Annotated in this window: 23 protein-coding genes, 1 other RNA gene and 1 riboswitch; of the genes, 6 read left to right on the forward strand and 18 right to left on the reverse strand. The window is 38.5% G+C overall.

The window, feature by feature from the left end:
• Nucleotide 1: 1 nt before the first annotated feature.
• The 9 genes from FGL72_RS05365 to recU all read right to left on the reverse strand — a co-directional run bounded on the left by FGL72_RS05365 (nt 2) and on the right by recU (nt 8,543).
• Nucleotides 2–745: a phosphoribosylaminoimidazolesuccinocarboxamide synthase gene (locus FGL72_RS05365; protein WP_085698891.1), complete on the reverse strand. Its 744-nt coding sequence runs from the start codon at nt 743–745 to the stop codon at nt 2–4.
• Nucleotides 732–1,847 (reverse strand): 5-(carboxyamino)imidazole ribonucleotide synthase, encoded by a 1,116-nt coding sequence (gene purK, locus FGL72_RS05370; protein ID WP_040190051.1) that lies wholly within the window; start codon nt 1,845–1,847, stop codon nt 732–734. Before purK ends, FGL72_RS05365 begins: the two co-directional genes overlap by 14 nt.
• On the reverse strand, nt 1,844–2,329 hold the full coding sequence (gene purE / locus FGL72_RS05375; RefSeq protein ID WP_004904181.1) for a 5-(carboxyamino)imidazole ribonucleotide mutase: 486 nt from the start codon (nt 2,327–2,329) through the stop codon (nt 1,844–1,846). Before purE ends, purK begins: the two co-directional genes overlap by 4 nt.
• 279 nt (nt 2,330–2,608) lie before the next feature.
• Nucleotides 2,609–4,084: an ABC transporter substrate-binding protein/permease gene (locus tag FGL72_RS05380; protein ID WP_004903532.1), complete on the reverse strand. Its 1,476-nt coding sequence runs from the start codon at nt 4,082–4,084 to the stop codon at nt 2,609–2,611.
• 168 nt (nt 4,085–4,252) lie between these two features.
• An RNA gene (gene rnpB, locus FGL72_RS05385) (RNase P RNA component class B) lies at nt 4,253–4,623 on the reverse strand.
• A 43-nt stretch (nt 4,624–4,666) separates the two neighbouring features.
• Entirely contained in the window at nt 4,667–5,047 is a 381-nt protein-coding gene (gene gpsB, locus FGL72_RS05390) for a cell division regulator GpsB (RefSeq protein WP_004904184.1), read from the reverse strand.
• 75 nt (nt 5,048–5,122) lie between these two features.
• Nucleotides 5,123–5,692, reverse strand: a complete 570-nt coding sequence (locus FGL72_RS05395) for an SLOG family protein (RefSeq protein WP_170167815.1) — start codon at nt 5,690–5,692, stop codon at nt 5,123–5,125.
• 52 nt (nt 5,693–5,744) lie between these two features.
• Nucleotides 5,745–7,901 (reverse strand): transglycosylase domain-containing protein, encoded by a 2,157-nt coding sequence (locus FGL72_RS05400; protein ID WP_004904187.1) that lies wholly within the window; start codon nt 7,899–7,901, stop codon nt 5,745–5,747.
• Between the two features lie 24 nt (nt 7,902–7,925).
• Nucleotides 7,926–8,543: a Holliday junction resolvase RecU gene (gene recU, locus FGL72_RS05405; protein ID WP_004903542.1), complete on the reverse strand. Its 618-nt coding sequence runs from the start codon at nt 8,541–8,543 to the stop codon at nt 7,926–7,928.
• Nucleotides 8,544–8,755: 212 nt separating this feature from the next.
• Between recU and FGL72_RS05410 the strand changes: the two genes are divergently transcribed.
• The 4 genes from FGL72_RS05410 to FGL72_RS05425 all read left to right on the forward strand — a co-directional run bounded on the left by FGL72_RS05410 (nt 8,756) and on the right by FGL72_RS05425 (nt 13,175).
• Nucleotides 8,756–9,430 carry a response regulator transcription factor gene (locus tag FGL72_RS05410; protein WP_004904190.1) on the forward strand — a complete coding sequence of 225 codons (675 nt, stop codon included), beginning with the start codon at nt 8,756–8,758 and terminating at the stop codon, nt 9,428–9,430.
• Nucleotides 9,427–10,422, forward strand: a complete 996-nt coding sequence (locus FGL72_RS05415) for a sensor histidine kinase (protein WP_040190044.1) — start codon at nt 9,427–9,429, stop codon at nt 10,420–10,422. Before FGL72_RS05410 ends, FGL72_RS05415 begins: the two co-directional genes overlap by 4 nt.
• A 78-nt stretch (nt 10,423–10,500) precedes the next feature.
• Nucleotides 10,501–11,265, forward strand: a complete 765-nt coding sequence (locus tag FGL72_RS05420) for an ABC transporter ATP-binding protein (RefSeq protein ID WP_004904194.1) — start codon at nt 10,501–10,503, stop codon at nt 11,263–11,265.
• Nucleotides 11,262–13,175 (forward strand): FtsX-like permease family protein, encoded by a 1,914-nt coding sequence (locus FGL72_RS05425; protein WP_085698885.1) that lies wholly within the window; start codon nt 11,262–11,264, stop codon nt 13,173–13,175. The genes FGL72_RS05420 and FGL72_RS05425 overlap by 4 nt, the downstream gene beginning before the upstream one ends.
• 98 nt (nt 13,176–13,273) lie before the next feature.
• On the opposite strand, the gene FGL72_RS05430 is transcribed toward FGL72_RS05425, so the two are convergent.
• Nucleotides 13,274–13,756, reverse strand: a complete 483-nt coding sequence (locus FGL72_RS05430; RefSeq protein WP_004908142.1) for a kinetochore Spc7 family protein — start codon at nt 13,754–13,756, stop codon at nt 13,274–13,276.
• Between the two features lie 440 nt (nt 13,757–14,196).
• Between FGL72_RS05430 and FGL72_RS05435 the strand changes: the two genes are divergently transcribed.
• Nucleotides 14,197–14,643, forward strand: coding sequence for a hypothetical protein (locus FGL72_RS05435; RefSeq protein WP_004904202.1), 447 nt, complete (start codon nt 14,197–14,199; stop codon nt 14,641–14,643).
• A gap of 276 nt (nt 14,644–14,919) precedes the next feature.
• Entirely contained in the window at nt 14,920–16,014 is a 1,095-nt protein-coding gene (locus FGL72_RS05440; RefSeq protein ID WP_085698881.1) for a DNA/RNA non-specific endonuclease, read from the forward strand.
• A 200-nt stretch (nt 16,015–16,214) separates the two neighbouring features.
• Here FGL72_RS05440 and guaA read toward each other — a convergent pair whose 3' ends face one another.
• The 8 genes from guaA to FGL72_RS05480 all read right to left on the reverse strand — a co-directional run bounded on the left by guaA (nt 16,215) and on the right by FGL72_RS05480 (nt 25,725).
• Nucleotides 16,215–17,762, reverse strand: a complete 1,548-nt coding sequence (guaA, locus tag FGL72_RS05445; RefSeq protein WP_004908136.1) for a glutamine-hydrolyzing GMP synthase — start codon at nt 17,760–17,762, stop codon at nt 16,215–16,217.
• A 34-nt stretch (nt 17,763–17,796) separates the two neighbouring features.
• Entirely contained in the window at nt 17,797–18,777 is a 981-nt protein-coding gene (locus FGL72_RS05450) for an IMP dehydrogenase (RefSeq protein ID WP_004904205.1), read from the reverse strand.
• Nucleotides 18,778–18,800: 23 nt separating this feature from the next.
• Entirely contained in the window at nt 18,801–19,973 is a 1,173-nt protein-coding gene (gene guaB, locus FGL72_RS05455; protein ID WP_085698879.1) for an IMP dehydrogenase, read from the reverse strand.
• Nucleotides 19,974–20,172: 199 nt separating this feature from the next.
• Nucleotides 20,173–20,269, reverse strand: a riboswitch (purine riboswitch).
• A 100-nt stretch (nt 20,270–20,369) separates the two neighbouring features.
• Nucleotides 20,370–21,260 (reverse strand): zinc metalloprotease HtpX, encoded by an 891-nt coding sequence (gene htpX / locus FGL72_RS05460; protein ID WP_004900296.1) that lies wholly within the window; start codon nt 21,258–21,260, stop codon nt 20,370–20,372.
• Nucleotides 21,260–21,808, reverse strand: coding sequence for a LemA family protein (locus FGL72_RS05465; RefSeq protein WP_004900299.1), 549 nt, complete (start codon nt 21,806–21,808; stop codon nt 21,260–21,262). The genes htpX and FGL72_RS05465 overlap by 1 nt, the downstream gene beginning before the upstream one ends.
• A 79-nt stretch (nt 21,809–21,887) precedes the next feature.
• Complete coding sequence (locus FGL72_RS05470; protein ID WP_085698877.1) at nt 21,888–22,805, reverse strand: hypothetical protein; 918 nt, start codon at nt 22,803–22,805, stop codon at nt 21,888–21,890.
• A gap of 4 nt (nt 22,806–22,809) precedes the next feature.
• Nucleotides 22,810–23,637, reverse strand: coding sequence for a hydrolase (locus FGL72_RS05475; protein WP_085698875.1), 828 nt, complete (start codon nt 23,635–23,637; stop codon nt 22,810–22,812).
• 123 nt (nt 23,638–23,760) lie between these two features.
• Nucleotides 23,761–25,725: a putative polysaccharide biosynthesis protein gene (locus FGL72_RS05480; protein ID WP_085698873.1), complete on the reverse strand. Its 1,965-nt coding sequence runs from the start codon at nt 25,723–25,725 to the stop codon at nt 23,761–23,763.
• Nucleotides 25,726–25,736 lie beyond the last annotated feature (11 nt).

Here is a 25,736-nt window from a genome sequence, read left to right on the forward strand (position 1 = left end):
CTCAATCTTCCTGTTGTAAACGTGTTAAAACATCTTGATAGCCAATGGTCACATCACCAGAATGCTGACGAAATACATCTTTATCAAGTGATGCACCTGTACGCATATCGACAAGTCGCATATTATCTGGTGATAATTCATCTGCTAAAATCACTTTACCGGCTCGTGTACGACCAAATTCTAACTTGAAGTCAACTAGATGAATCCCAATTTTTTCAAAACGTGCGCGTAATAATTGGTTCACATCTTGTGATTTTTGACGTAGTTGTGCCAATTCAACCGCGTTAGCATAACCCAAAGCTAAGATTTGTGAGTCATTGATAAATGGATCATCTAATGCATCAGATTTATAATAAAACTCTTGGACGGTTGGCGTTAATTGTTGCATAGGTGTGACGTCAAACTTACTAACAAAGTGTCCTGACGCATAATTTCGTGTCACAACTTCAATTGGTAGAATATCTAATGTAGTGACTAACTCATCTGTTTTGGAAACTGCTGTTAAATAATGATTTTCAATACCGTTTTGAGTGAGATAATCAAACAGCAGATGACTAATCGCACTATTGAGTTCACCCTTACCTGCAATCATTTCTTTAACTTTACCGTTCAAAGCGGTTGCCTGATCCATATAATGTACCCAAAGAATATCTGAATCATTTGTTTGAAATACCTGTTTAGCTTTGCCCTGATAACGCAATGCTTGCTTTTCAATTGTTTGCCCTTGATAATCAATGCTGACCATGTGTTTCTCCCCATTTTCGTAAAGCACTAATGTTTTCTTTGCCTAAAACAGTAATATGACCCATTTTGCGATTGGCCTTAATTGTTGCTTTACCATAATCATGAAAATGCCATTCTGGATGATTAACCAGGTCTTCACGAGCTTGCGTCAATTCATCACCCAGTAAATTTAACATCAGCGAAGGCTCATATAATGTCACATCAGACAACGGTAAACCTGTAATACTTCTAATATGTCCTTCAAACTGAGAAATAGACGTTGCTTCAATCGTATAGTGGCCTGAATTATGTGGGCGTGGTGCCAGTTCATTAACCCAAACCTGACTGCCATTAACAAATAACTCAATACCAAGCACACCACGTAACGTTAATGCTTCAGCAATACGGGTGGCAATACGTTCGATATTTTCAGTATCCTCACTGCTAATTGCTGCAGGTGCATCACTTGTTTTCAAAATATGATTGACATGCACGTTCTCAGCAATTGGCCAATGGGTCACCTGACCTTTTGCATCACGGGCAACCATGATACTCAATTCTTTTTTAAATGGGACACACTGTTCTAAAATTAACTGACCACTAGGCCAATTGTTTAATAAGTCAGCCACATCATGATCATTATTTATTGACCATTGGCCGTGACCGTCATAACCACCACTAACCGTTTTTAAAATAGCTGGTAAGGTAACTTGTTTAATCGCCGCTTTAAACATTGCTGGTGAATCCACGGCCACAAAATTAGCAACTGGCACCTTAGCAATATCTCGAATAAATGACTTTTCCGTCAACCGATTACTTGTTATTTCAAGTAATTTTGTCCCTTGCGGCAAGGCAACCTTTTGCTGTGACAATGCCGCTACATCAACGTTTTCAAATTCGTATGTCAACACATCACTACGTTCAGATAATTGCGTTAAAGCAACGATATCGTTATAGGCAGCGACAATTTGAAAGTCTGCAACCTGACCTGCTGGTGCTGCTGGCGTTGGATCTAACACCCCAACTTTATAACCCATTGCTTTAGCAGAAAGAGCCATCATTTGACCTAATTGTCCCCCACCAATAATGCCTATTGTGGCTGGCGGTAATATTGGTGAAGTCATATTAAGTCATCCTCACTATCTACTGACTGTTGCGTTTGCCTTGCACGAAATGTTGTTAGTGCTTTCAAAATTGTATTGTCTTGTAAGGCAATGATTTGCGCTGCTAATAACGCTGCATTCTTAGCGCCCGCTTCTCCAATGGCTACTGTAGCTACTGGTATGCCTGCTGGCATTTGCACAATAGACAGTAACGAATCAATGCCATTTAAAGCATGTGATTGCATTGGAACACCAATAACTGGCACTAACGTATTAGCGGCTAACATACCAGGTAAATGTGCTGCACCACCAGCACCAGCAATAATAGCTTTTAAACCTTTGTTTTGTGCTTGTTGCCCAAACACTTGTAAGTGTTGAGGCATACGATGCGCTGAAATAATATGTTTTTCGTATGTCACACCTAATTCATCCAACAATACTGTTGTCTTTTGCATTGCTGGCCAATCACTCGTTGATCCCATGACAACTGCAACCTGAGCCATAAATCCCTCCATTGTTCGCTTTTTAACAGCAAGAACATGATTTAATCTTAATTAGTTCGTTTACAATTTAAATTTAACAGAAAAAAGAACAAAATGCTTCGCTTTTAAATAAGAATATTCACACAATAAAAAAAATCGTTCGTTTATACCGAACGATTCACCTAATTTGTAATTGATATACGAACGTTAGCTTTGTAAGTGTTTTCAATATTGATAAAACTTAATATTCGGAAATTTATGGTCAAAAAAAGCACCAACAATAGTTGATGCCTTGAAATGTTAACGGCCCGTACGCGCCATACGCTTTTCAGCATAACCTAATGCACGGCTAATACCAAATGTTAACACAAAGTATATCATTGATGTAATCAAAAGTGGGAAGAAGGGTTTAAAACTTGCCCCTTGCACAACCCCAGTCTGGAACATCAATTCGCCAACACCAATAACCGAAACGACAGATCCTTCTTTGATGACTGTCACAAATTCATTACCCAATGCCGGCAAAATATTCTTAATAGCCTGTGGTAAAATAATGAACCGCATGGTCTTGCCTTTAGAAAGACCGAGTGAACGTGCAGCTTCAGTTTGACCATAGTTGACTGAGTTAATACCAGAACGAATAATTTCTGCAACATAGGCTGCAGAGTTCAGTCCCATAGCTAAAGCACCCGCAGCAAAGGCTGATAAATTAAGTCCTATAACTTGCGTTCCAAAGAAAACCATAAACGCTTGCACCAAGAGCGGTGTACCACGAACATATTCAACATAGATATTACCAACGGCCTTTAATAGGAAGTTGGGTGACAACTTAAATAATGCAAATACAGTACCTAAAATTGAGCCAATGACAACTGCCACAGCAGCCAACGCCAACGTGATTAGCGTTCCTTTAATGAACAAATTACCATATTTCGACCAAAAAGACTGCTTAGCAAACATCAAGGTATTTGCTTCTTTCTTATAAGCTTTCAATTTACCTGATGACACAATATCATCAATAGCCTGATTAATTTTTTCTTTTAGCACTGGTGAGTTTTTAGGCATTGCAACTGAAACTGCGCCTTCAGCTTCGTTTGGTTGCGGATAAATCACTTTTAAAGCTTTATTTTGTTGTGCGTATGCCTCTGATATTGGATCATTTAATACAACACCAGCTATTTTACCTGCTGATAACTGTGAAACAAGGTCCGGCACTTTTTGAAGACTAACTAAGGTGGCACTAGACATATTATTTTGCACAAAGGTCTCTTGTGTTGTCTGACGTTGTGCTCCAACCTTTTTACCAGCAAATGAATTCACATTTGAAGTAAATTGGGCTGCATTTTTCTTTAACACCAGTACCGTCTGCTTTGGTGATAAATAAGACTTTGAAAAATCAACAACCTTTTCACGATCTGGTGTTGCATTAATACCGGAAATAATCACATCGATCTTGCCAGTTTGCACGGCACCAATCAGACCATCAAAACCCATTTCTTTAATTTGAAGCTTGACCCCCAAATCTTTAGCAATCTGCTTAGCCATTGAAACCTCAAAGCCAACAATCTGGTCACGTCCTTGAACCGTGGCATGAAACTCAAACGGTGCATAATCAGCTGATAAGCCGACTACCAACACACCACGTTTTTTGATAGCAGAATAGGCAGGGTCTGTTTCAGCTGCTTGTGCCTTTGGTGTTGCAACCATCATTAATGGTAACAACAAGATAATGCTCATCATTAATAATGATATTTTTTTCAATGTTTTATTTATCATACGGTATTCTCCCTAGAATCTATACTATTAACGTTTTTAATCATAACCCGCTCTGAATTTTTATGCAACATTTTCAGGCGAATATACGAAATAAGCTTGTATATTACATGTACATATGTATAAAACGCCATAAAAAAACGCCACAAAGTGGCGTCACCTGCTGTAAGCATCTATAGGCCATGTTTTGTTCCAGTGATATGCAGGTACATATCACTTTCGGTAATCATCTATCTAAGTTTGTAATCAAACCATACCAACCATCGCTTCAATTCGCTAGATTAGCCGCCCCTACCAAAAGTTTGGGTTGCCCGCTTGTGGGGTTTACCTCGTCTCAAACGCTAACTTTCATTAACGCATACGTTTCTATGGCACCTTCGAGCCTATTTAGACATAGCTAGAAGCCTTAGCCCTTTCGACCGCCGTGGCATTACTGCCCCTGGGTTTATTTTTTATCCCAGCACAATCACTACAACCATCTCAGGTTGTGCGAGCATGGACCTTCCTCACGCTAGAAATATAACGCGCAATTACCCGATACTTACATGTCGTGTATAAAAATTTAATTATTAAATGACGTGGTAATTAGATATTATCAGAATCATGTCCAAAGACTGCACGTTCAAGATTAGCAACGCGCTTAATCAAATCTAAGTTCGTCACAACTTGAGCAGCTTTTGGTGTTTCAACTACTGGTGTCACTGGTGCCTCAACTACTGGTTCAGCAGCAACATTAGTCTGTTGTTGCTTAATTGCAACTAACTGATCCTGTGATGCTTTCAAAGCCGTCTGTAATCTCGCGACTTCACCCTGTAATTGTTCAATACGACCAGCAAAAGCGCCATAGTCCTTGATAATATCATCTAGAAAGCTGTCAACATCGGCGGGATCGTAACCTACACCCATTCGCTTTTGCTTGAAAACGCGTTCTAAAATATCTTTTTGCGTGTACTTTACTTGTTCCACAAGTCACACCTCATTTACTTTTTTACTTAACCTATATTACCAATAAATCGATTAAATTACAAGTTTATAACACATTTATTCAAAGAAATCGTTTTCGGCTTGCTGTTCACTATACGTCGTTGCATAATCTTGTAATTGATCCATGTCAATTAGCGTCAAAGGATATGGCGTTTTACGTTGATGTTGTTGAATAATTTTGTAGTCATATTTAGCTTTGCCTTCAAACTCAGGATCGTAAAATAGCAATGCAGCGTCTGTATGGTTTAACATAAAAGCTTGATAATTTTGTAATTGCCCTGGCCCTTGATATGTTGCATGCGAGACACTGTCAACAAAATCAACGCCTTGTTTAAGTACCTGTAATTTACTTTGACTATTGGGATGCCATTGACTGCCAAAATCTTCGAAAGGCAACATCATGGCCACTTTAAGCATTGGCCAATCCTTTTTGAGTGCTAGGACGACTTCAATAGTCCATTGCTCAACACCGAGTTGCCCGCCAGTTAGTACCCATTCCAACCCATTTTCAAGTTGCTGACGTACCAATTGTTCTATAGCATATTTCATAACCAATATTTTAGGATCTTTATCGCCAAAAGTGCCCATCTCATAACTGCGATATCCTGTTATCCAGAGTCTTGACATCCCACCACCTCGAATAAAAAGCCTTGCATGTGCAAGACTTCCAAACATAAAATTAATGACTATTATTATTACCAACTTCAGCTGGCGTTGCACCTGATTGTGGTATTGAGTTAACAGATGGTAAGCCACCATTACTCCACTTAGCACCCTTAACTTCATATTCTACAATGTTGCCACGTACCTTAGATGTCACTGTATCAGGCATCGTCCAATCTGTATTTGGCTTATTTTGCATAGCATATGACATCACACGTTGGTAGAATTGCGCCGGTAAATCTTGATAAGACCACGGAATGTAATTTTCCCGTGGCACATCATATCCTGTCCAGACTGACAACGCATATGACTTAGTATATCCGGTAAACCACGCATCCTTAATAGCTTGGTTAGGCATGCCTTCATCATCACCATAACCAACCAAGCCAGATTTACCTGCCTGATGTAATCCAGGAATAATAGCATCACTGGCTGTCGCATTAGGCTTAATAACACCTTTCATCATATCAGTTAACATGAAAGCAGTACTTGTCTTCATAGCACGTTGACCATTGACACTATAATTATGGGTAGAGCCATCCGCTGTCACAATTTTTGTGATATAGGTTGGCTTATAATATGTGCCACCATTTGCTATAGCGCCAAAGGCTCCAGCTTCTTGTTCAGTAGAGGCTGTAATACCAATCGCATCAGCACCACCAGGCGTATGATCAATTGGCACGCCAATACCATTAATAAACTTACCAGCATCAGTCCCACCAACATCTTCCAACGTACGTGCTGCTGGTGTGTTACGTGACTGCGTCAGCGCTGTTCGCATGGTGATATTACCCATGAATTTGCCATCCCAGTTTGACAGATTTTTATCTGTGCCGGCATACTTATATTCTTTATCTTCAACTGTTCGATAAGTTGGCCAATTCAAGTATTCAATAGCAGGACCATAATCTAATAGTGGCTTGATTGATGAGCCTGACGAACGTGTCTTCAATCGGGCGTGGTTAGTGCCTTGTAATGTTTTAAGATTACGACCACCAATTTGCGCAACAACGTTACCGTTGTTTGGATCAGTCATTGTTGCCCCAATTTGCGTATCTGCTGATGGGAAAGTCACAGCGGTTCCATTGGCATTATCATACATGGATTGTTGTAAATTAGAATCCATATTCGTATAAATTTTCAGACCTGATTTATTCGTATCATAACCGAGTGAAGCGGCTTCTGCGAGTGTTGATTGTACATAAGCATCGACAACTTTACGATTTGTATTAGCTAACGCTGTTTTTGATGTCAAATCTTGCAAGCCGTCATTAATCGGTACCTTGATGGCATCATCTGCTTCTTTTTTGGTAATTGCCCCATACTTAACCATTGCCAACAAGACTGTATTACGACGTTCTTTAGCAGCTGAATTATCTTTAAGGTACGGGTCATAATTTGTTGGTGATTGTGGCATACCTGCTAGTAAAGCTAGTTGAGGTAATGACAATTCTGTCAATGGTTTGCCGTAGAAATACTCCGCAGCTGTTTTCATACCAGAAACACCATGCCCCATATAAACTTTGTTCATATAGAACGTTAAAATTTCATCTTTACTGAAATTTTTCTCAACGCGCAAAGCGAGCCATGCCTCTTGTGCCTTTCGTTTCAATGTTTGGTCAGCCGTTGACGTACTAAATACAGACAATTTAACCAGTTGCTGTGTTAAAGTTGATCCGCCTTGCATACCCAATGATGAGCCACGTAAGTTGGCTAATGCAGCACCAGCAATACGAACTGGATCGACGCCGTTATGTTTATAAAAACGACGATCCTCGATTGAGACAACTGCTTGTTTTAAGGACTTAGGAATTTCATTAGAATTAGCGTAATCTCTCTCAACAGCAGATAACTTCCAAATTGGATTACCTTGACTATCGTATATCGCGCTAGATGGTTCTGAAGCTAGATTAGAAGCTGTAATGTTAGGTGCATCATTCGCATAAGTCACAAAAACAGCTGCGCCTGCTAACACCCCAATGAAGCCAATAACTAAGAGCCATAAAATAGTGGCTAAAATCCAACGTCGCTTTTTCTTTTTTGGTTTTTGGGGGCCACCCGTGCTATTACCATTGCCATTATTGGGTGGCATAGTAGGCGGTTCAGTCGCCGGATGGTTATCGTACATATTTTGGTTACGGTTGACACGCGACCACTGATTCTTATTTGCCATAATTGACGACATACTCCTAAATAATTAGTTAAGGTTCTCAAAATATTGATCGACAGCTTTTAGATAATCTAAACTTGGATTCAGACTTTCTGGCACACGATAGCCTTCAGCAATGATATCTTGGTAAGCGATTGACTGTTTACCACGTAACTTCTCCCATTGCCTAATCAGTGCTTGTGCTGGGTAAATATAGGATTCATCTAAACTGGTAAATTTGATAATCACAAAGCCAACCCCATTTTGAGACAATACATTGGCTAAATGCACAATTTGATGTTCGTGGAAATTTTTGAGTGGGAAAGAAGTTTTATTTTTTGTTTCTTTTGCGTCAAAGTCAATATATCTACCTTGATAGACACCATTGTAATCCGTTGTTGACGCTTGCTTAAAGTAAGCTTCAGTAATTTTTGCTGCTGAGCGCGCTGGATAATCAACTTTAACAATCGTAATGGGTGTCGGTTTCTTATGTATCACCGCTAGATGATTGGCGAGATAATAATCATTAGCTAGATTAATCTCGTCTTCTAGACCCATACCTCGTTTGCCAAATGTTAACGCTTTTTTAGTTGTTTTGCCCGTACGCATTGTATTTTTTGCTTGCGCAGTTCGTCGTCGTGTGCCGGCCGGATAATTAATTGCCATTAATCCCCTCAACGTTAAATTAAACTATATATTTTCTATTTTACCATAAAAGGGAAAATGACAAACTAGTTTTTTCGACGCTTTATTATGCGACGCAATAACAGCCTGTGACTTTCCAGCCGGCGCAACTATGCTAAAATAATCATTGATAACTACGTGCTGGTCATCTTGAAAACATCATTTGAACAGCACAATAGATTGGAGTATGAACCATGCAAAAAGTTTATATTATTGAAGATGATGAAGGCATCACCCAACAAATGAGGCAAGCACTTGAAAAATGGCATTTTGCCGTGTCTAGTGTAGCCGATTTTGAGGCAATTGATACTGAAGTTAAACAGTGCCAGCCAAACATTATCGTCATGGATATTACCCTACCTTACTTTGATGGCTTCTTCTGGACGCAAAAAATTCGTACCTTTTCACAGGTACCTATTATTTTTGTTTCGGCAGCTAGCTTAGATCCTAATGCTATCAGGGCAATAGCCATTGGTGCCGACGATTACTTAACTAAACCTTTTTCAACAGCGGTTTTTATTTCTAAAATTCAAGCAATTTTACGACGCATAGGTCAATATGATGACTTCACTGATACAATTACATGTGGCAACTATAGTTTAAGTATTGTGACAAATATCCTGCAAACCCCAACAAATTTTATCAAACTGACTGCAACAGAAAGTATCATTTTGAGATTATTAATGCTTAATCCAAACCAGACTATTTCCAAAGAAAAGATCATCAAACGTATTTGGCAAAATGGTGATTTTACAGATGAAAACATTCTAAATGTTAATATCAGTCGTCTTCGTGATAAACTAACGCAAGTTGGGCTAAAAAATAGGCTTACCACTGAATACGGGAAAGGTTATAAATTTATCTCATGAGCACTGTCAAGCTTTATGCCAAAATCAGCATATCTGAATGGCCTATCATCTTAGCCTATAGCCTATTGATGCTACTGTTAAGCTTTTTAGGCTATCTTTACAAAATTGATTTAGTTATCATAATCGACCTCATACGTTATTCTATCATTCCTCTTTTGATTATCGTTAGCACACGAATCTATCAAAAAATCATTGATACAAAGCAGGTTCAAAAAGCAATCATTGAACAGAAAGCCACAAATATCAAAATGCACGGGTTCTATGGTCACTTATGCGCCAAGACCCTAACAACTTTTATGAACAAAGCACAAGCTGATAACCGACAACTCATAGAAGCGTTCAAAGAACGTCAAGATTACTTGACTTTATGGAGTCACGAAATGAAGACCCCTTTAACTACCTTAACCTTAGCAGCTGAAAATAATACCGTTGTACCAAGTGATTTGGTTAGCGAAAAAGCCGACCTACTGACATATCATATTGAGCAACTCTTAACGATTGATCGTTTGGCTGATTTTAACAAAGACCTTTATTTCGAGTATATATCTCTGTCTACTTGTGTTACCGATGTTGTTAAACAAAACACCTCTTATTTTTTATCCCACAAAGTAGTACCTATAATTACCCTACCAGAAGTTATGGTGTTATCTGACCAAAAATGGTTGTGTGTCATGCTAACACAACTGATTAGTAATGCAATTAAATATTCATCTCAAAATAGTCGAATTGTGTTAACTTTTGACGACCACACTTTATGGATTAAAGATTTTGGCGTTGGCATTTCGCAAAGCGACCTACCTCGTATTTTTGACCAAGGTTTTACCGGGACAAATGGCCGTCTTAATAGTGAAGCCACAGGTATGGGACTTTATATCGTGCAAAGAATTGCTGCTATATTAGATATTCAAGTCATTATCCAATCACATCAACAAAAGGGAACCAGTGTTGCGATCCAATTCAATCCTAAAAAATTAAAATATAACAAACTGTAAGTATTCTCTCGCTTTTGTAACTACAACCAATCGTAAATCTTCTTTATACTCAGGGTATCAATAAAAGGAGTTTTGATTATGAGTTTATTAAATTTAAAACATATTAAAAAGGTTTTTACCGAGGGAAATACTAATCAGATTGTTGCCCTCAGAGATATTGATCTTTCAGTTGAGAAAGGTGAGTTTGTAGCTATCATGGGTGAGTCTGGTGCCGGTAAGTCAACACTACTCAATATTATTGCTACACTTGATCAGCCTACTAGTGGCACAATAACGCTTAATCAAACTGACCTTAGTCATCTATCAGAAAAAGACTCGTCCCAGTTTCGCAGAGAACATTTGGGTTTCGTCTTTCAAAGCTTTAATTTACTGGATACATTTAATAATCGTGATAATATTTTTTTGCCTCTGGTTTTATCAAAAGCCAAACATGAATTCATGATAGAACGTATCAAACCATTATCCAAAGCTTTAGGTATTGATAACCTATTAGATCGTCAGCCATCTGAAATTTCCGGTGGACAAAAACAGCGTATTGCGATTGCCCGAGCATTAATTACACAGCCGGATTTATTATTAGCCGATGAACCGACGGGCGCTTTGGATTCCGGTAACAGCGAAAAAATCTTGCAATTATTTAATCACATTAATCACAGTGGACAAACAATCCTAATGGTGACACACAGTGCTGAGGCGGCAAGCTATGCTCAACGCACATTATTTATTAAAGATGGCATCATTTACAATGAACTCTATCGTGGTGATCAAAACCGCAGTCACTACCTCGAACAAATCATCAACAGTCTAGCTGCTTTACAAAGTAGAGAGGTGACTAGCCAATGATTCAATTTAAGCTCGCCTATCATCATCTTGTTAAGAATAAAAATCAAAGCCTACCCTTTATTTTCTCCAATACCATTTGGGTAGCTGTTGTTTATATCTTTTTAGCAATGTTATATGATACCAACCTGAAAAATATTTCTTTTGGTGCGATAGCTGTTGCGCTTATGCAACTTGGCCTTGGCTTTGTCATATTAGTTTCAGGTTTAGCCATTATTTATGCTGAACAAACCTTGAGTAAACAACGTACTAAAGAACTTGGGTTGTACAGTATGCTTGGTTTAAACAAGCACAACTTACGGCAAGTCATCGGCATTGAAAATTTACTTTTTTATGCCATCAGTACAGGTCTTGGACTAATTATTGGTATTACCTTTTCCAAACTTTCTGTAATGAGTTTACGTGTGCTGCTTAATTTTGAACATCTTCATCAAACACTCACCATAAAACCTATTGCTATCGCTGCTATCATTTTTGCCATTATTTTCTTATTACTGACGCTATACGATTTTTGGGGGCTACGCCACATTAATCCTATTACACTATGGCATAAAGCTTCCAAAGCGGAAACAGTACCGAAAGGACATACATTTTTAGCAATCACTGGCTTAATCGTGCTCATCATGGGTTATTATATTTCTATTTCATCCCGAGCATCACTCTCGGCATTTTTGCAGATGATGGTCGCTATTATGCTTGTCGTGGCTGGTACCTATCTGATTTTTATCATTGGAAGTATTGTGTTTCTAAAGCTATTAAAGCAGAATGAAAATTACTATTATAAACCTAAAAATTTTATTGCTGTCGCCAACATGCTTTTTCGAATGAAGCAAAACGGTGCTGGCCTAGCAACAATCAGTCTTTTGTGTACCGCCACCTTAGTATCAATTATTGCCTCTGTCTCACTTGTCGCAGGCCAAAATAATCTACTCAATTTGTGGAGTCAAAGAGATATTCAAATTGTTTCTACGTCACCAATTAACCTTGTCCAGAATGAACAAATAACACAATTTGCTAGCAAAACAAATATAAGCCTTCAATCGCGGCGCCAAATGACTGTGACGATGCCAACAAACGGTGAACTGAAAAATAACTATTTTAAAGCCAATAATTCTTTAAAAACTGAAGTGGCGATATCGTCGCTGGACTTACAACAATATAATCACATAGAAGGCACACATTATCATCTGGCTGATGACGAAATTCTCTTGTACAGTCCAGACAACACTTATCAAGGCAAGGAGATTATAATTCATGGTCACAAATACAAAGTTAAACCAGTGACATCATTTAACACTTCTTTTGTATACAACCATAGCACCTATAAACCAATTTTTATTATCGCTAAATCACAAGCAATCGCACAAAAAATTAATCCCACACCTGTACTTTACGTCACCAGTTTTAACACTGTTGGAACTAAATCGGCTTGTAAACAATTTGGTGAAAAACTTCCTAATCTGCTCAACGCCGACCCTGCCAGCATCACGTCACGCTTTGTCATTAAAGATTTGTTTGGTTCACTGTTTGGTGGTTTCTTATTTATTGGTGTGCTCATTAGTTTAGTGATGATTTGCGCGACCGCTATGATTATTTACTACAAACAAGTTTCTGAGGGTTATTCAGACAAGGCAAACTATGCGATTATGCGGCAATTGGGTCTTAGTCAACAGGAAACAAGAAAAGCAATTAATAGCCAAGTACTTACTGTTTTTCTCTTACCAATTGTTGGTGCTGTCATCAATTTAGCTTTTGCACTACCTGTACTCAAAAATGTTTTATCGGTTTTTTCAATGTATAATATTAATATTTTGATAAGTGTTAGTTTCATTTGCATTGCCCTGCTCATCACCATTTATATGTTAATATATTGGGCTACAACAGCAGTCTATAAACAAATTATTGTTTCATAACAAAAAAACATCGTGTTAACAAGTATGCGTTAGCACGATGCTTTTTATAACATTAAATGGACTATGACACTTATATCCCGAAACGCATGCCAGATTATTTACTTGGTTTGCGCCACAGCTTGATCAGACTTATTCTTTAAATTTTGCGCATCTTGCAGTGCCTGCAAGAGATTATCTTCTGAATGTTTTTTATCATCTAATTGTTTATTTAAATCACTAATTTTGCTATTCAATTGATCTACCTCTTGTTGCTTTGCAGCGACTTTTTGATTGCCTTCGTCAATTTTTTGCTGAATCTCCTTTTTCAGGGCTTCTTCTTCATTGTTTTTCTGGTTGACTAAGTCCTGATATTGCTGTTGTTGGCTCTTTAACTGATTTTTCAAATCAGCCAGCTCTTGTTGATTTTGGGAAGCCTCCCCTTTTAAGCTATTAATACGATTAACTAATTTATCAATATTATCAGCAGTGGCTTGCATGTTTTGATGGCCAACTGTCCAATCAATTGCTGCTTTAACACCAATGACTGAGCTAAAAAACGCAATCACTACTATTGATGCAACAATTATTTTTTTGAAACGCATTATTCTTCTCCATACTACTTATCTTACTGTTAATGACAACGACAACTAATATTTTCTATTTACGACATAATAACCACCTACCTTTTTGATATATGCCCACAGCCATGGCTTTATCGTCAGGGTCGCGATAGTAACAGGTCTAGACGCAACTTTTGATTTTTTAAATAAATTCATCAAACATTACGTCTGTTATTATATTAACGTCAATTAATATATTTTCGATTAAAATAGTATTTTTTAAATAAAAAAACATGTACTTAAATGCCATATTTAATAATCCGTCAGTAGTTTGGCCTCAGTCATTAGCATCAGCGCCCACTTTATTCTGGTTTCAATATACGATACAATGGGAATATTACTAATAATAATAAAAGCAGTCGTATGTTTAATTTTTTTGTTAAACGTTAAACAGCACAAAAAACTTTTTAAGGAAAATAACAATGAAAAAAATTATATTAGTTGTCGTCGTTATAGTAGCAATTATCACTGTTCTAATCATGACATCTAAAACAGATACCTCTTCTAGTACCCAGTCTTTTGCAAGTCAAAAATTACAAACCACAACTGAAGCACAGGACGATAAAGTGATACTAAATAAAGTTTCCGTTGATCTCAAACAAACTTCTGATACAATGTTAAATGATTTCAATGCGTCGTTAAAAAACGCTCCTCAAGATATTGAAGGGCGAAAAAAAATGACAGAAACGCATGTTCAAAAATTACAAGATATGGCCAAGAATGGCTTAAGTCAGTTAGATAAAGTACGGTCTGAAAAAGGTAAAAATAATCAGAATTATAATGATTACGCTACCCAGATTAAGAATTTATATTCCGAAAAAAGCAAAACATTAATTGATGCTTATAACAATTCAATTAAAACACAATAACCATAAAAGCAAGCTTATCTGGGCTTGCTTTTTTATATGCCTATCCCACTGTTTTCAGATATATTATGGCCAAAGCTGGCTAGTTGATTGTTCTTTTTCGATAATTAAGTGTATATTTAATTCATAAGTGTTATAAAACTTAATTAATAGTTAGGACACTGGGGAGAAACATGACATTCTATACGGAACAACTATAAAAACAATTAGTCAGTATTTGATGTCTTACACTACGTTGAACGTGCCAAGCAAACACGATAAAAGGTTTGGGAGAAGATTATGTTTAAAATACTCAGAAAAACACTGTTAGTACTGGCCATCTCGAGTCTCGCAGGCCTAGCATCTGCTGATACAATTTCAGCAGATAACAGTTACAGAGACACTAGTTTAACAAATCCAGATCAACATCCCCTTAACTTTAATCACTCAAAACAACTGGTACTAAAAGACAAAGACAACCATCAACGTGCTACTGATGCGCATATTCAACTATCTTATTCAGAAAAGCCATCGGCAAAACGCGCAGCACGTCTCGAGTACAATCCTGTTGGTTGGCATAACTATCGTTTTAAGTACGAAAAAAGTAACGGTAAAATTAGTAAAGCTTGGTTATTTAATCGCGGTCACCTTGTTGGTTATCAATTTAGTGGTTTAAACGATGAGGCGCGTAACCTAGTTCCTGAAACTGCTTATTTAAATGCTGGTGCGCTGAAAAGTACTAATGCTTCTAATAAGAAAAGCATGCTTTACTATGAGAACCATCTAGCTACTTGGCTTAAGGCAAACAAGGGTTATCGCCTGGATTATCAGGTTACACCATTGTATAGAAATAACGAACTTTTACCACGTCAAATTCGCTTAGCCTATGTTGGTTACAAAGAAAGTGGTAAAAAAGTAACGATTAACCTGCATTCTTATCGTGAAGAAAAAGGCAATGATGAAACAACAGTTGTTTATCTTGATAATGACAGTCCAAATGCCATTATTGATTATTCAACAGGCACCGCACGTAATACACTAAACAAAGAAAAAACGCTTAAAGAAGAAAAAGAAGCCGCTGATAAAGCTAGTTCAGAAGCAGTCGCCTCTGCCGAAAAGGTTTCACATGAAGCAAGTAAGTCATTATCACGTGAATTAGCTCATTCAGAGTCCCGTGCAAAAGAAGCAGCCGATACAGCAGCACAACAACAAGCACAAACTTATGTTACGCCTGATCCATCACCGTCCTCAGCCGCAGATGGCAACATTAATAATACCGGTGCCTACAAGTGGGCCATTCAAGATGGCTTTAACTGGCAAACAAGAAAAGGACATTCAACGCGAATTGCACCTGGTGGTGCACTGCCTGCTGGCTACCACTGGCAAGTTCAGTAACTTTAAACATACACTATTACAATAAATATTAAACAATACTTATTTTTAAAATAGAAAGTATCTCTTAAATTTTTGAAATTAACATTTTGCTAGGCAAAATAAAAAGAGCAAGCACAAAGTAGGCTTGCTCTTTTTATTTATCGGCTGAAAAAACTATAACTGATATAATACACTAATGATCATTATACCCTTAGCATTGCTTATTCCCACTCAACAGTTGCTGGTGGCTTAGCCGTAATGTCGTAGACGACACGATTAATGTGTCCAACTTCATTGACAATACGTGCTGAAATCTTTTGCAGCAATGGCCAAGGTAATTGGGCAAAATCAGCTGTCATACCGTCAACAGAAGTGATGGCACGAATGGCAATTGTATAATCATACGTACGATAATCGCCCATTACACCAACAGAGCGAACACCTGTCAAGACAGTAAAATACTGCCAAACATCGCCTTCAAGACCTGCTTTTGCAATTTCATCACGCAAAATCCAATCAGAATCACGGACGATTTCTAGCTTATCTTCGGTAATATCACCTAAAATTCGAATACCTAAGCCAGGACCTGGGAATGGCTGACGCCAAACCATTTCGTGTGGCATATTCAATGCTTCACCCAACTCACGAACTTCATCTTTAAAGAGTGTGTTCAATGGTTCAATCAACTTAAACTGCATATCTTCTGGCAACCCACCAACATTATGATGAGACTTAATTGTTTGTGCCGTATCCGTACCAGACTCGATAACATCGGTATAAAGTGTTCCTTGTGCTAAGAAATCGATATCTTTTAACTTAGTTGCTTCATCGTTGAAGACTTCAATAAATTCATTACCAATGATTTTACGTTTTTGTTCAGGATCTGTGACACCAGCTAATTTTGAAAGGAAACGATCTTGTGCATCGACTTTAATGATATTCAAACCAAATTGGTCGCCCATCATTGTCATGACTTGTTCTGCCTCGTTTTTGCGCAGCAGACCATGATCTACAAAGATGGAAGTTAATTGATTACCAATAGCTTTATGTAATAGTACACCAACAACTGATGAATCAACACCACCTGATAAGCCCAACAAAACTTTTTTATCACCCACAGTTTCGCGAATTCGGGCAATTTGTTCATCAATGAATCCACTCATGTCCCAATTTGCTTCTGCTTGTGCAATATCTAATACAAAGTTTTGGAGAATTTGCTTACCGTGTTCAGATAGTGTCGTTTCAGCGTGAAACTGGACACCATATAAGCGTCGCTCATCATTAGCAATTGCCGCAATTGGTGTTTTGTCTGATCCACCAGCAACAACAAACCCTTCTGGTAAGGAAACAACATTGTCTGAATGACTCATCAACACAGTTTGCGATTCGGGCGTATGCGCAAATAAACGACCAGCTGACTCTGTTTTCTTTAGAGCGGTTTGGCCAAATTCACCATTACCAGGATTAGCTTCGACCTGACCACCAAGGTTTTGAGCCATCAATTGCATGCCGTAGCAAACACCCAGTACAGGAATACCTAATTCAAAGATACCATTATCAATCGCGAAAGCATCGGTTTCATACACTGACTTTGGCCCACCAGATAAGACAATTGCTTTAGGATTATATGCTTTAACTTCCTCAGCAGTCATATGACGCGACTTCAATTCTGAAAAAACACCCATCTCACGAATGCGGCGGGTAATTAATTGGTTATATTGGCTACCGTAGTCTAAAACTAGGACCTTATCGGCATTTACTTCAGCCATTTGGTTACTCTCCCTTTTTGATCTAATGTTATCATCACTTAGCGTAGTTTGGTGCAATTTTTGTAATTTCGACATCGTGTGGATGTGATTCTCTCAAACCATTATCTGTGATTTGCACGAATTGTGCGCCCAGCTTTAAATCCAAAATAGTAGATGATCCTGTGTACCCCATACCAGCACGTAAGCCACCATCTGCTTGGAAGATTGCATCATCAATTGACATGTCACCACCAACAAATGTGCCATCAGCTTCAAGGACTTCACCCTTGAGTAAATCAGTAACCAAAATAGCATCAGCACCAGCAGAAATCGCTTTAACTACATCTCCTGAATAATGGACACCACCTGAGGCAATAACCGTCTTATCAAACTCTGAGGCTACTTCTGCAATTGCCATTGTTGTTGTTAAGAATGGGTACAATGCATTATTTGGCAATGGTGAGTTCACTGAACGCCCAGCAATCACTGCATCAACACCATCTTGATACAAAGCACCAGCAATACCCTGGTCTTCCACCGCACCAACTGCTAAGAAAGTTTTTGGAAAGGCTTTACGAACAGCTTTGACAATAGCATTTGTTTCTTGATTTAAGTCATCTTGCAAATAGAAGAAAATAGCATCAGCACCAGCGGCCACAAGTTTATCCACACGTGCCTGTGCACCTGTAGTCAACCAAACTTCGGCTGCTACACGGACACGACCTTTATCGTCAACAAACGCATTAGGATATTTCTCATTGTCTACTTCTGTTGCTTTAGCAGCAGAGATCACAGCCATTTGTGCTGCAATATCTTCTTGTTCGGCTACCACACCTAAGCCACCATTTAAAGCAGTTGCCACAACACGATTATCTGTTGCTGTACCGTTGGCTTCTGAAACTAATGGCATGTTCAAAACAAAGCCATCTGCCAATCGTGTTGCCAAAGATACTGTGTGAGGGAGCACATTCGAAGCTCCTGGAACTAATAATACTTGGTCATAACCCAAGCCTTTGTTTTCATTATTTTCAGACATATTTTTTCTCCGTGATACAAACATTAAAATGTTGGCATTATATAAGACTTTTTGACATGTGCTACTTCCGCTTCATAGTCAATCACACTGATATCACGTGTCATACGACCATTTTTTGATAAGTCAGCAACTGAGCTTTCGTCCATCTTAGCCATTTCTTCACGGATAGCGGTCATCATCTTGGCTAATACATCTGCCAAAGCCCCCTTGTAAGCGACGCGGGCTTCGATACCTTCTGGTACCATTTTTTTAGCTTCATTGACTTCCCCTTGGAAGTAGCGGTCTTTAGAACCAGCTTCCATTGCAGCAATTGACCCCATGCCACGGTATGTTTTGTATCGCTTACCATTGTCTTCAAAAACGTCGCCTGGTGTTTCTTCTGTACCAGAGAACATTGAACCGAGCATAACCGCATTTCCCCCAGCAGCTAATGCCTTTGTAATGTCTTTTGCAGTTTTAGCACCACCATCAGCGATAATAGCTTTACCACGGCGTGCCCCTTCTTCAGCTGCATCACGCACAGCAGAAAGTTGTGGCACACCAATCCCTGCAACAACACGTGTTGTGCAAATTGAACCAGGTCCAATACCAATTTTAACCACATCTGCACCGGCATCATACAAAGCAGCAGCGCCTGAAGTTGTCGCAATATTACCAGCAATAATGTTCAAAGTTGGGAACGCGTCACGCACCTCGGAAACTTTACGCAATACACCTTCTGAATGACCATGAGCAGAGTCAAGTACAATCGCATCAACACCGACAGCAGCCATGGCTTCGACACGTTTTACCGTATCAGAAGTCACGCCTACCGCACCGGCAACTAAAAGACGTCCTTGATTATCTGTTGCAGCATTAGGATAAATATCTGAGTCAAAAGTAGCTGTTTTCACACGCTTCACTTCATCAGCCTGCTCGGCAATAGTCATGTTCTTATGAATAACACCAAGACCACCCAATTTAGCCAATTCTGTCGCAAAACGTGCTTCTGTGACAGTGTCCATGGCCGCTGAAATTAATGGTAATTTCAGCTTCAATGTCGGTGTCAACACAGTGCTAACATCTATGTCAGCTGACTTAACTGTTGCGTTTTGATCATAAACTAACTTCATATCATCAAACGTCAAGCCCATCTTAGCAAACTTATTGCGTGAGCTGAACTTAGGCTTTTCATCGTCTAAGAAAAATTTTTGCATGAGATCCTCCAGATTTAAATGTCATCAGTAAATTGTGCAATGATTTACTGATTCTGACTTATCATGTTAGGCCTTTTTGTTAACACAATTGTTAACGGATCCGCCGAGTATATTTTAGAATGAAACTAAACACATTTTATTGACAGTAAAAAAGCATTCGGGACACGACAGATCCACAAATGCTTCAACGACAAAAATATATCGGTTCACATTTGCGGATAGTCACGACTTTTGGGGCGTGGTAGAAACTGCTGGCCATTCCCCAGCGATATATCTGCAAACAAAAGATTTAGTTGTTGATATCACTTTACAGGTTTTTATGAGAAAAATCAACCCTAGAAAAAAGCAATTAATTGCTTCACAAATAAAAAACACCTAGTCATTAACTAGATGTTCTTACATTTTTTCTAACCTTGCAATTCGTTCTTCAATCGGTGGGTGTGTATCAAATAAGCGCGCCTTTTTCTTTAGTGGGTCGCTAATATATAATGCTGCCGATGATTCATCTACATGTGACATTGGTGGTGCAGAATTCAACTTACGTAAAGCAGCAATTAATTCTTGTGGATTACGTGTCAACGCTACACTACCAGCATCAGCTAAATATTCACGATTCCGTGAGATAGCCATTTGAATAACAGCCGCTACTAGAGGTGCAAAAATCATGACTACTAACGATAATATAAAAACCAATAGTTGCCCACCACCGCCACTATCGCGATTATCACGATCACGGCTACCCGAACCGAAAAGCCACCAATTACTGCCTAAATTAATCAAAAACGATATGGCAGCTGTTAGTGCCAAGGCAATTGTCGATATGCGGATATCATAGTTCCGGACATGACTGATTTCATGACCAATAACGCCTTCTAATTCATTTCGGTTCATTAAGGCGATTAATCCTGTTGTTGCAGCAACAGCAGCATTCTTGGGATTATTACCAGTTGCAAACGCGTTTGGACTCTCATCTTCAATAATAAAAACCCGCGGCATAGGTACTTGCGCAACCATTGCCATATCCTCAACTGTGTGCCAGAGCTCTGGTGCTTGATCAGCTGAAGTGACTTCTGTGCCATGGTTCATTGCCATAACAACATCTGTTGCGTTACTAATCATAATGACTGCATAAATTACACCAACAAGTAGAGCACCAATAATACCAGTCACTAAAGATTTTAGAAGTAAATAACCGACCGCAGCCCCTACAATACCAACCAGCGCCAAAAAACCAATTAATAAGAAAACCGTTCGACGTTTATTAGATTGTATCTGCTCGTATAACATTAAAACTTAACCGTAGGTACTTCTTTTTCTGTTTCAGGTACAGCAATAAACTCACTTGGTTCAAAGTGATGAATGCCCGCAATAACGTTACTTGGAAAGGTCTGAAGCTTGGCATTATAGCTAGCTGTTGTTGTATTAAACAACTGACGAGAATAGGCAATCTTATTTTCGGTGTTAGTCAACTCTTCTTGCAATTTGGTAAAGTTGTTGCTAGCTTTTAGTTCTGGATAAGCTTCTGCCACAGCAAACAAGTGCGTCAAGGCACCAGATAACTGATCAGACGCTACCATAGTATCAGCTGGTCCTTGCGCATTGTTAACTTTTGTACGCGCATCTGTGACAGCTTGCAATGTTGACTTCTCAAAGTCTGCATAACCCTTCACGGTATTTACTAAGTTTGGAATCAAATCATTTCGACGTTTGAGTTGTACATCTATTTGACTCCAAGACTCTTTTGTGTGCATCCGTGACTTAACCAAGCCGTTATATACACTAATCCAAATAATTGCAACAATGGCAATTACTGCAATGATAATCAGAAATGTCATGAGCGTTCCCCTTTTAAATTAGCATTTGCTAATATTTTTTTGTTAATACTATAACATAATAATCATCTCATATATTGGCTTATTCCACAAATACTTCGCGCTTATCTTTCAAACCAACTTGGTCAATATGCGCGATGTACCATTGGTAAAAGAAAGGTAGTTGCTGTAGTAGTGTAAAAATTGTGACCTGTTGATTATCATCAACAATGGCATAAACCCATTGTTGATGCCCTGAGTCATTGAATACTTGTGTTAATCTGATAGCAATTTCTCCAACAGCAATTTCCACCCCAATTTGTTGGCCTTGCGCTCGCTTTAACACAAATTGCTGCTTGGCTGCTGTGACAAATAAACTATCTAAAACAACCGACGGCAACTCTCTTTCAACCATCACCAAATCTCGTTGATGTTGGGCAGCAAGTCCTGGTAAATCAATGCTAAACTCTTCTGACGCTAGCTGCTCAGCAATAGCTATGAGGCGTTTTTGAAAAATCGCTAATGCTTGGACCCCGGCTAACTGTACAGCTTCTGTTTGCACTAACTTAGCAAACTGTTGTGTGTCTAAATAAAAACGCTTATGTACAATATCCCAATATAATACCCGCAATTCTTGTGCTGTTTCTTCCAAATAAAAACCACCTGACGCTAAAGGCGCCGGTACGAATTTGAAAGCCGCATTTGGCCATTCATCAAAATGTAACTCAGCCGATTTTTGTCCCCTTGGCAAAACAGTTTCAGTATTTGATAGTGAGGCAGTTTCGGCCAGACGTGCAAAGGCTACCGTCACCCAATGCGTACTTGGAAACCAATAATCATTTGCAATTCGTAACATCGTTGATTCATGGATATCAAAAGCCAATATTTTCTCAACAACTTCTAATAAATCTGCCGTCTCATCAACATCGCCCAAAGTAGCAATTAAAATTTGCCAACGATTAAAGAGCGTCAAATCTTGTTTTAGTCTTTCACTGTAAACCTGTGTATCAAAATCTGCCATATCATTACCCTTTTTTGAGGTTATCTAAGTAAACATCATGTAATTGTGATATCGCTGCCACAAATGCTGCCACATTTGAATATTGCGACAAAATTGCCTGCAACTCTAACTGTCTCAAGGCGTCATCTTTTTCGTAAGCTAATAATTCATTTTCTTGATCAACTAATTTACGTTCAACTTCTGGTATGCGCTTCTGAGTCGCCTCTAATAATTCGCGCTTTTTTTCTAAAGCTTCACGTGTATTTTTGTCATTACGATTAAATAAGCCTGACTTGTTGGCTGACAATTCTGTAAGCTGATCTTTGACAACTTGTAACTCTAACGTTCGTTTTGTATTATCTGCTAAGAACGCTTTTAGTCCTTTAATATTTTCGTTGATTTCTTGAACTTTACTTTCATTAATACTTTGGCCCTCTGACAACTTTTCGGTTGCCTGAAGTTCGGTTATCATTTGCTTTTCCAAAGACAGTGTTATCGACAAAATGTTTAACGTGCCTAATTGCCGATGGTGCCACCAATCACCTAAAAAAACGTCATAAGTATCGCTAATCGTGCTTGAAGGCGTAAGCGATAAAAAGGGTAACTTTTCAGCAAAAAAGTGCATTAATTCTGGTGCTAGAAAATCAGATAGTTCGTCTGTTAAATCAGACACAATTAAAGGTAACTGTTGTCCAGATGACAGCGAATCATTATTTGTTGCTAATAGTTCATAAACTTCAGCAACATGTTGCTTTGTAATGGCCAATTGTAATTGCCCTAAGTATAAGATTTTATTATCAATACGGTTAAGCAAATCTGGTTGTAAGGTTGTTTGTGTTTCTTGATTTGTCATCACGATACCTCCATTCGGTACAAAACTTAATCTTAGCATACACCAAGTAGATGGTTAAAAATAGCCTGTTAATATTTTTTTATGACTTCGTCGAGAGAAAATAAAAAACGATAATTATCACAATTATCGTTTTGGACGTAAGATTGCTGGGATACGATTAATGCGCGAACCTAATAGTTCATCGCCAAACCCCATACGTAAGTATAGTAAACAAACAACGGCACCACCAACACCTGCACTAATTAATGCTGTTAGGGTTACTGATAATTTGCTGTCTAATGGGAATATGAACTGACGCATCACAACAACAATGAGATAAGCGATAACTGCCATCACAACCGCACCAATAAATAGCTGCCAAAGTTCATCCGCAATATCACTTAGAGACACTTGATAGGCTGTTTTCAAATAACTAAGCATAAACGCAATAGCAATTACCATGCCAACGACGCTTGACATCAAAGCGCCCATCCCTTCAAAATAACGAATAAACGGTACTTGCAAAGCAACTTTAACTAATAATCCAAAAACAAACGCTTTTATTACAATGGACACTTCGGACAGTGCTTGCAAAATAAAGGAAAGTAACATAAACAGGCTAAAGACAACGGCCAAAACTGTCGAATATTGTAAAAGATATATGCCTTCTTGATTAGACACGTCAATAGGATAAAACATTTTATATAGTGGGCCAGCGATAGCAAACATACCTAATGCACTGGGAAGCATCACCAATGCAAATAATTTAATCACCTGTCGTAATTGTATTTGAATATCTTCACGCGTAAGTGTGGCTTTACTCCCAGATAACATTGGTAATGCTGTGGCTGCAATGCTAGTAGAAAACGGCACAATAATCATAATTAGCTTATTCGGATTGGCACTAAACAATGCAAACTCCACCTGTAGCTGTTCATTAGTATAAGCAAAAAAATGATTCATAATATCAAAGTACGTATACTGATCAACAAGTTGAAATAAAGTAATTGCTGAACCAATAATAATAAAAGGCCATGATTCTTTCAAAATACTAAAAATTAACCCCCATGTCGAAGCCGCTTCATGCGGTTGGGTTGTATCGAGTGGCTGAGATAAAATACGATGATATCTCAACCATCCCCATATCAAGACCATCATACTGAAAATAGCCCCGATAAACGCGGCAAATGTTGATTGCACAACCACACCACTCCAGTTTCCTGGGTTAATTTTTAAAATTGCTACAGCCGTAACCAGCATGTAAATCACACGAGCAATTTGCTCAACAACTTGTGATAGTGCTGAAATACTCATCAACTGATACCCTTGAAAAATACCTCGAATCATTGACATTAATGGAAAAATAGCGACAGCAGGGGCTAGAGAACGTAGCACTGGCACAAAGTTGCTATTACCCTTAGATAACCAGGGACTCAAAATATAAATGGCTCCGCCAAATACAATTCCTAGTATCACGCCAAGCAATAATGATTGTCGTGTGAGTTGACGTGATTGGTAAACATCATGTCTTGCGTTATATTCTGCAACTAACTTAGATATTGCTGCTGGAACACCAAACGTTGCGATTGCCAAAAACATCGCATAAATATTATAACCTTGCCCAAATAAGGCATTAGCACGATTGGAATTAGATCCTAATAAGGCCATCCAAGGTACGATATATACTGCCCCCAAAATACGTGATAACATATTGCCTGCTGATAACCAAGCAGAACCTTTAACGAGCGTAGCCTGACTTGCATCTTGGCTACTTTCTTCTCTTTTTGGTGTTTGATTGGCAGCAATTGTCTCAATTTCAGCAGCAAATGGATCTGGCGTTTGAATTTTATTCAAGTTTGGTTTTTTAGCTATAATCCGTTGCCGAGATTGTTGATTTTGGGCTTGAATAGCTGCAATCTCAGACACCGATTGCCTTGGTATGTCACGCGCTTGTATACGTTGTGATTGAGGTTGAACTTGCTTTTGTTGTGCCCGTTGACGTGCACGTGCCAGTATTTCGTCAGCACTTAATATTTGACCATCCACATTAATTTTATCAACATGTTGACCGCGTATATTCTGATCTTCGGGACGTTGTTCATCCGTCATTTGTCTACTCC

Source organism: Leuconostoc citreum, from assembly GCF_007954785.1.
GTDB lineage: Bacteria > Bacillota > Bacilli > Lactobacillales > Lactobacillaceae > Leuconostoc > Leuconostoc citreum.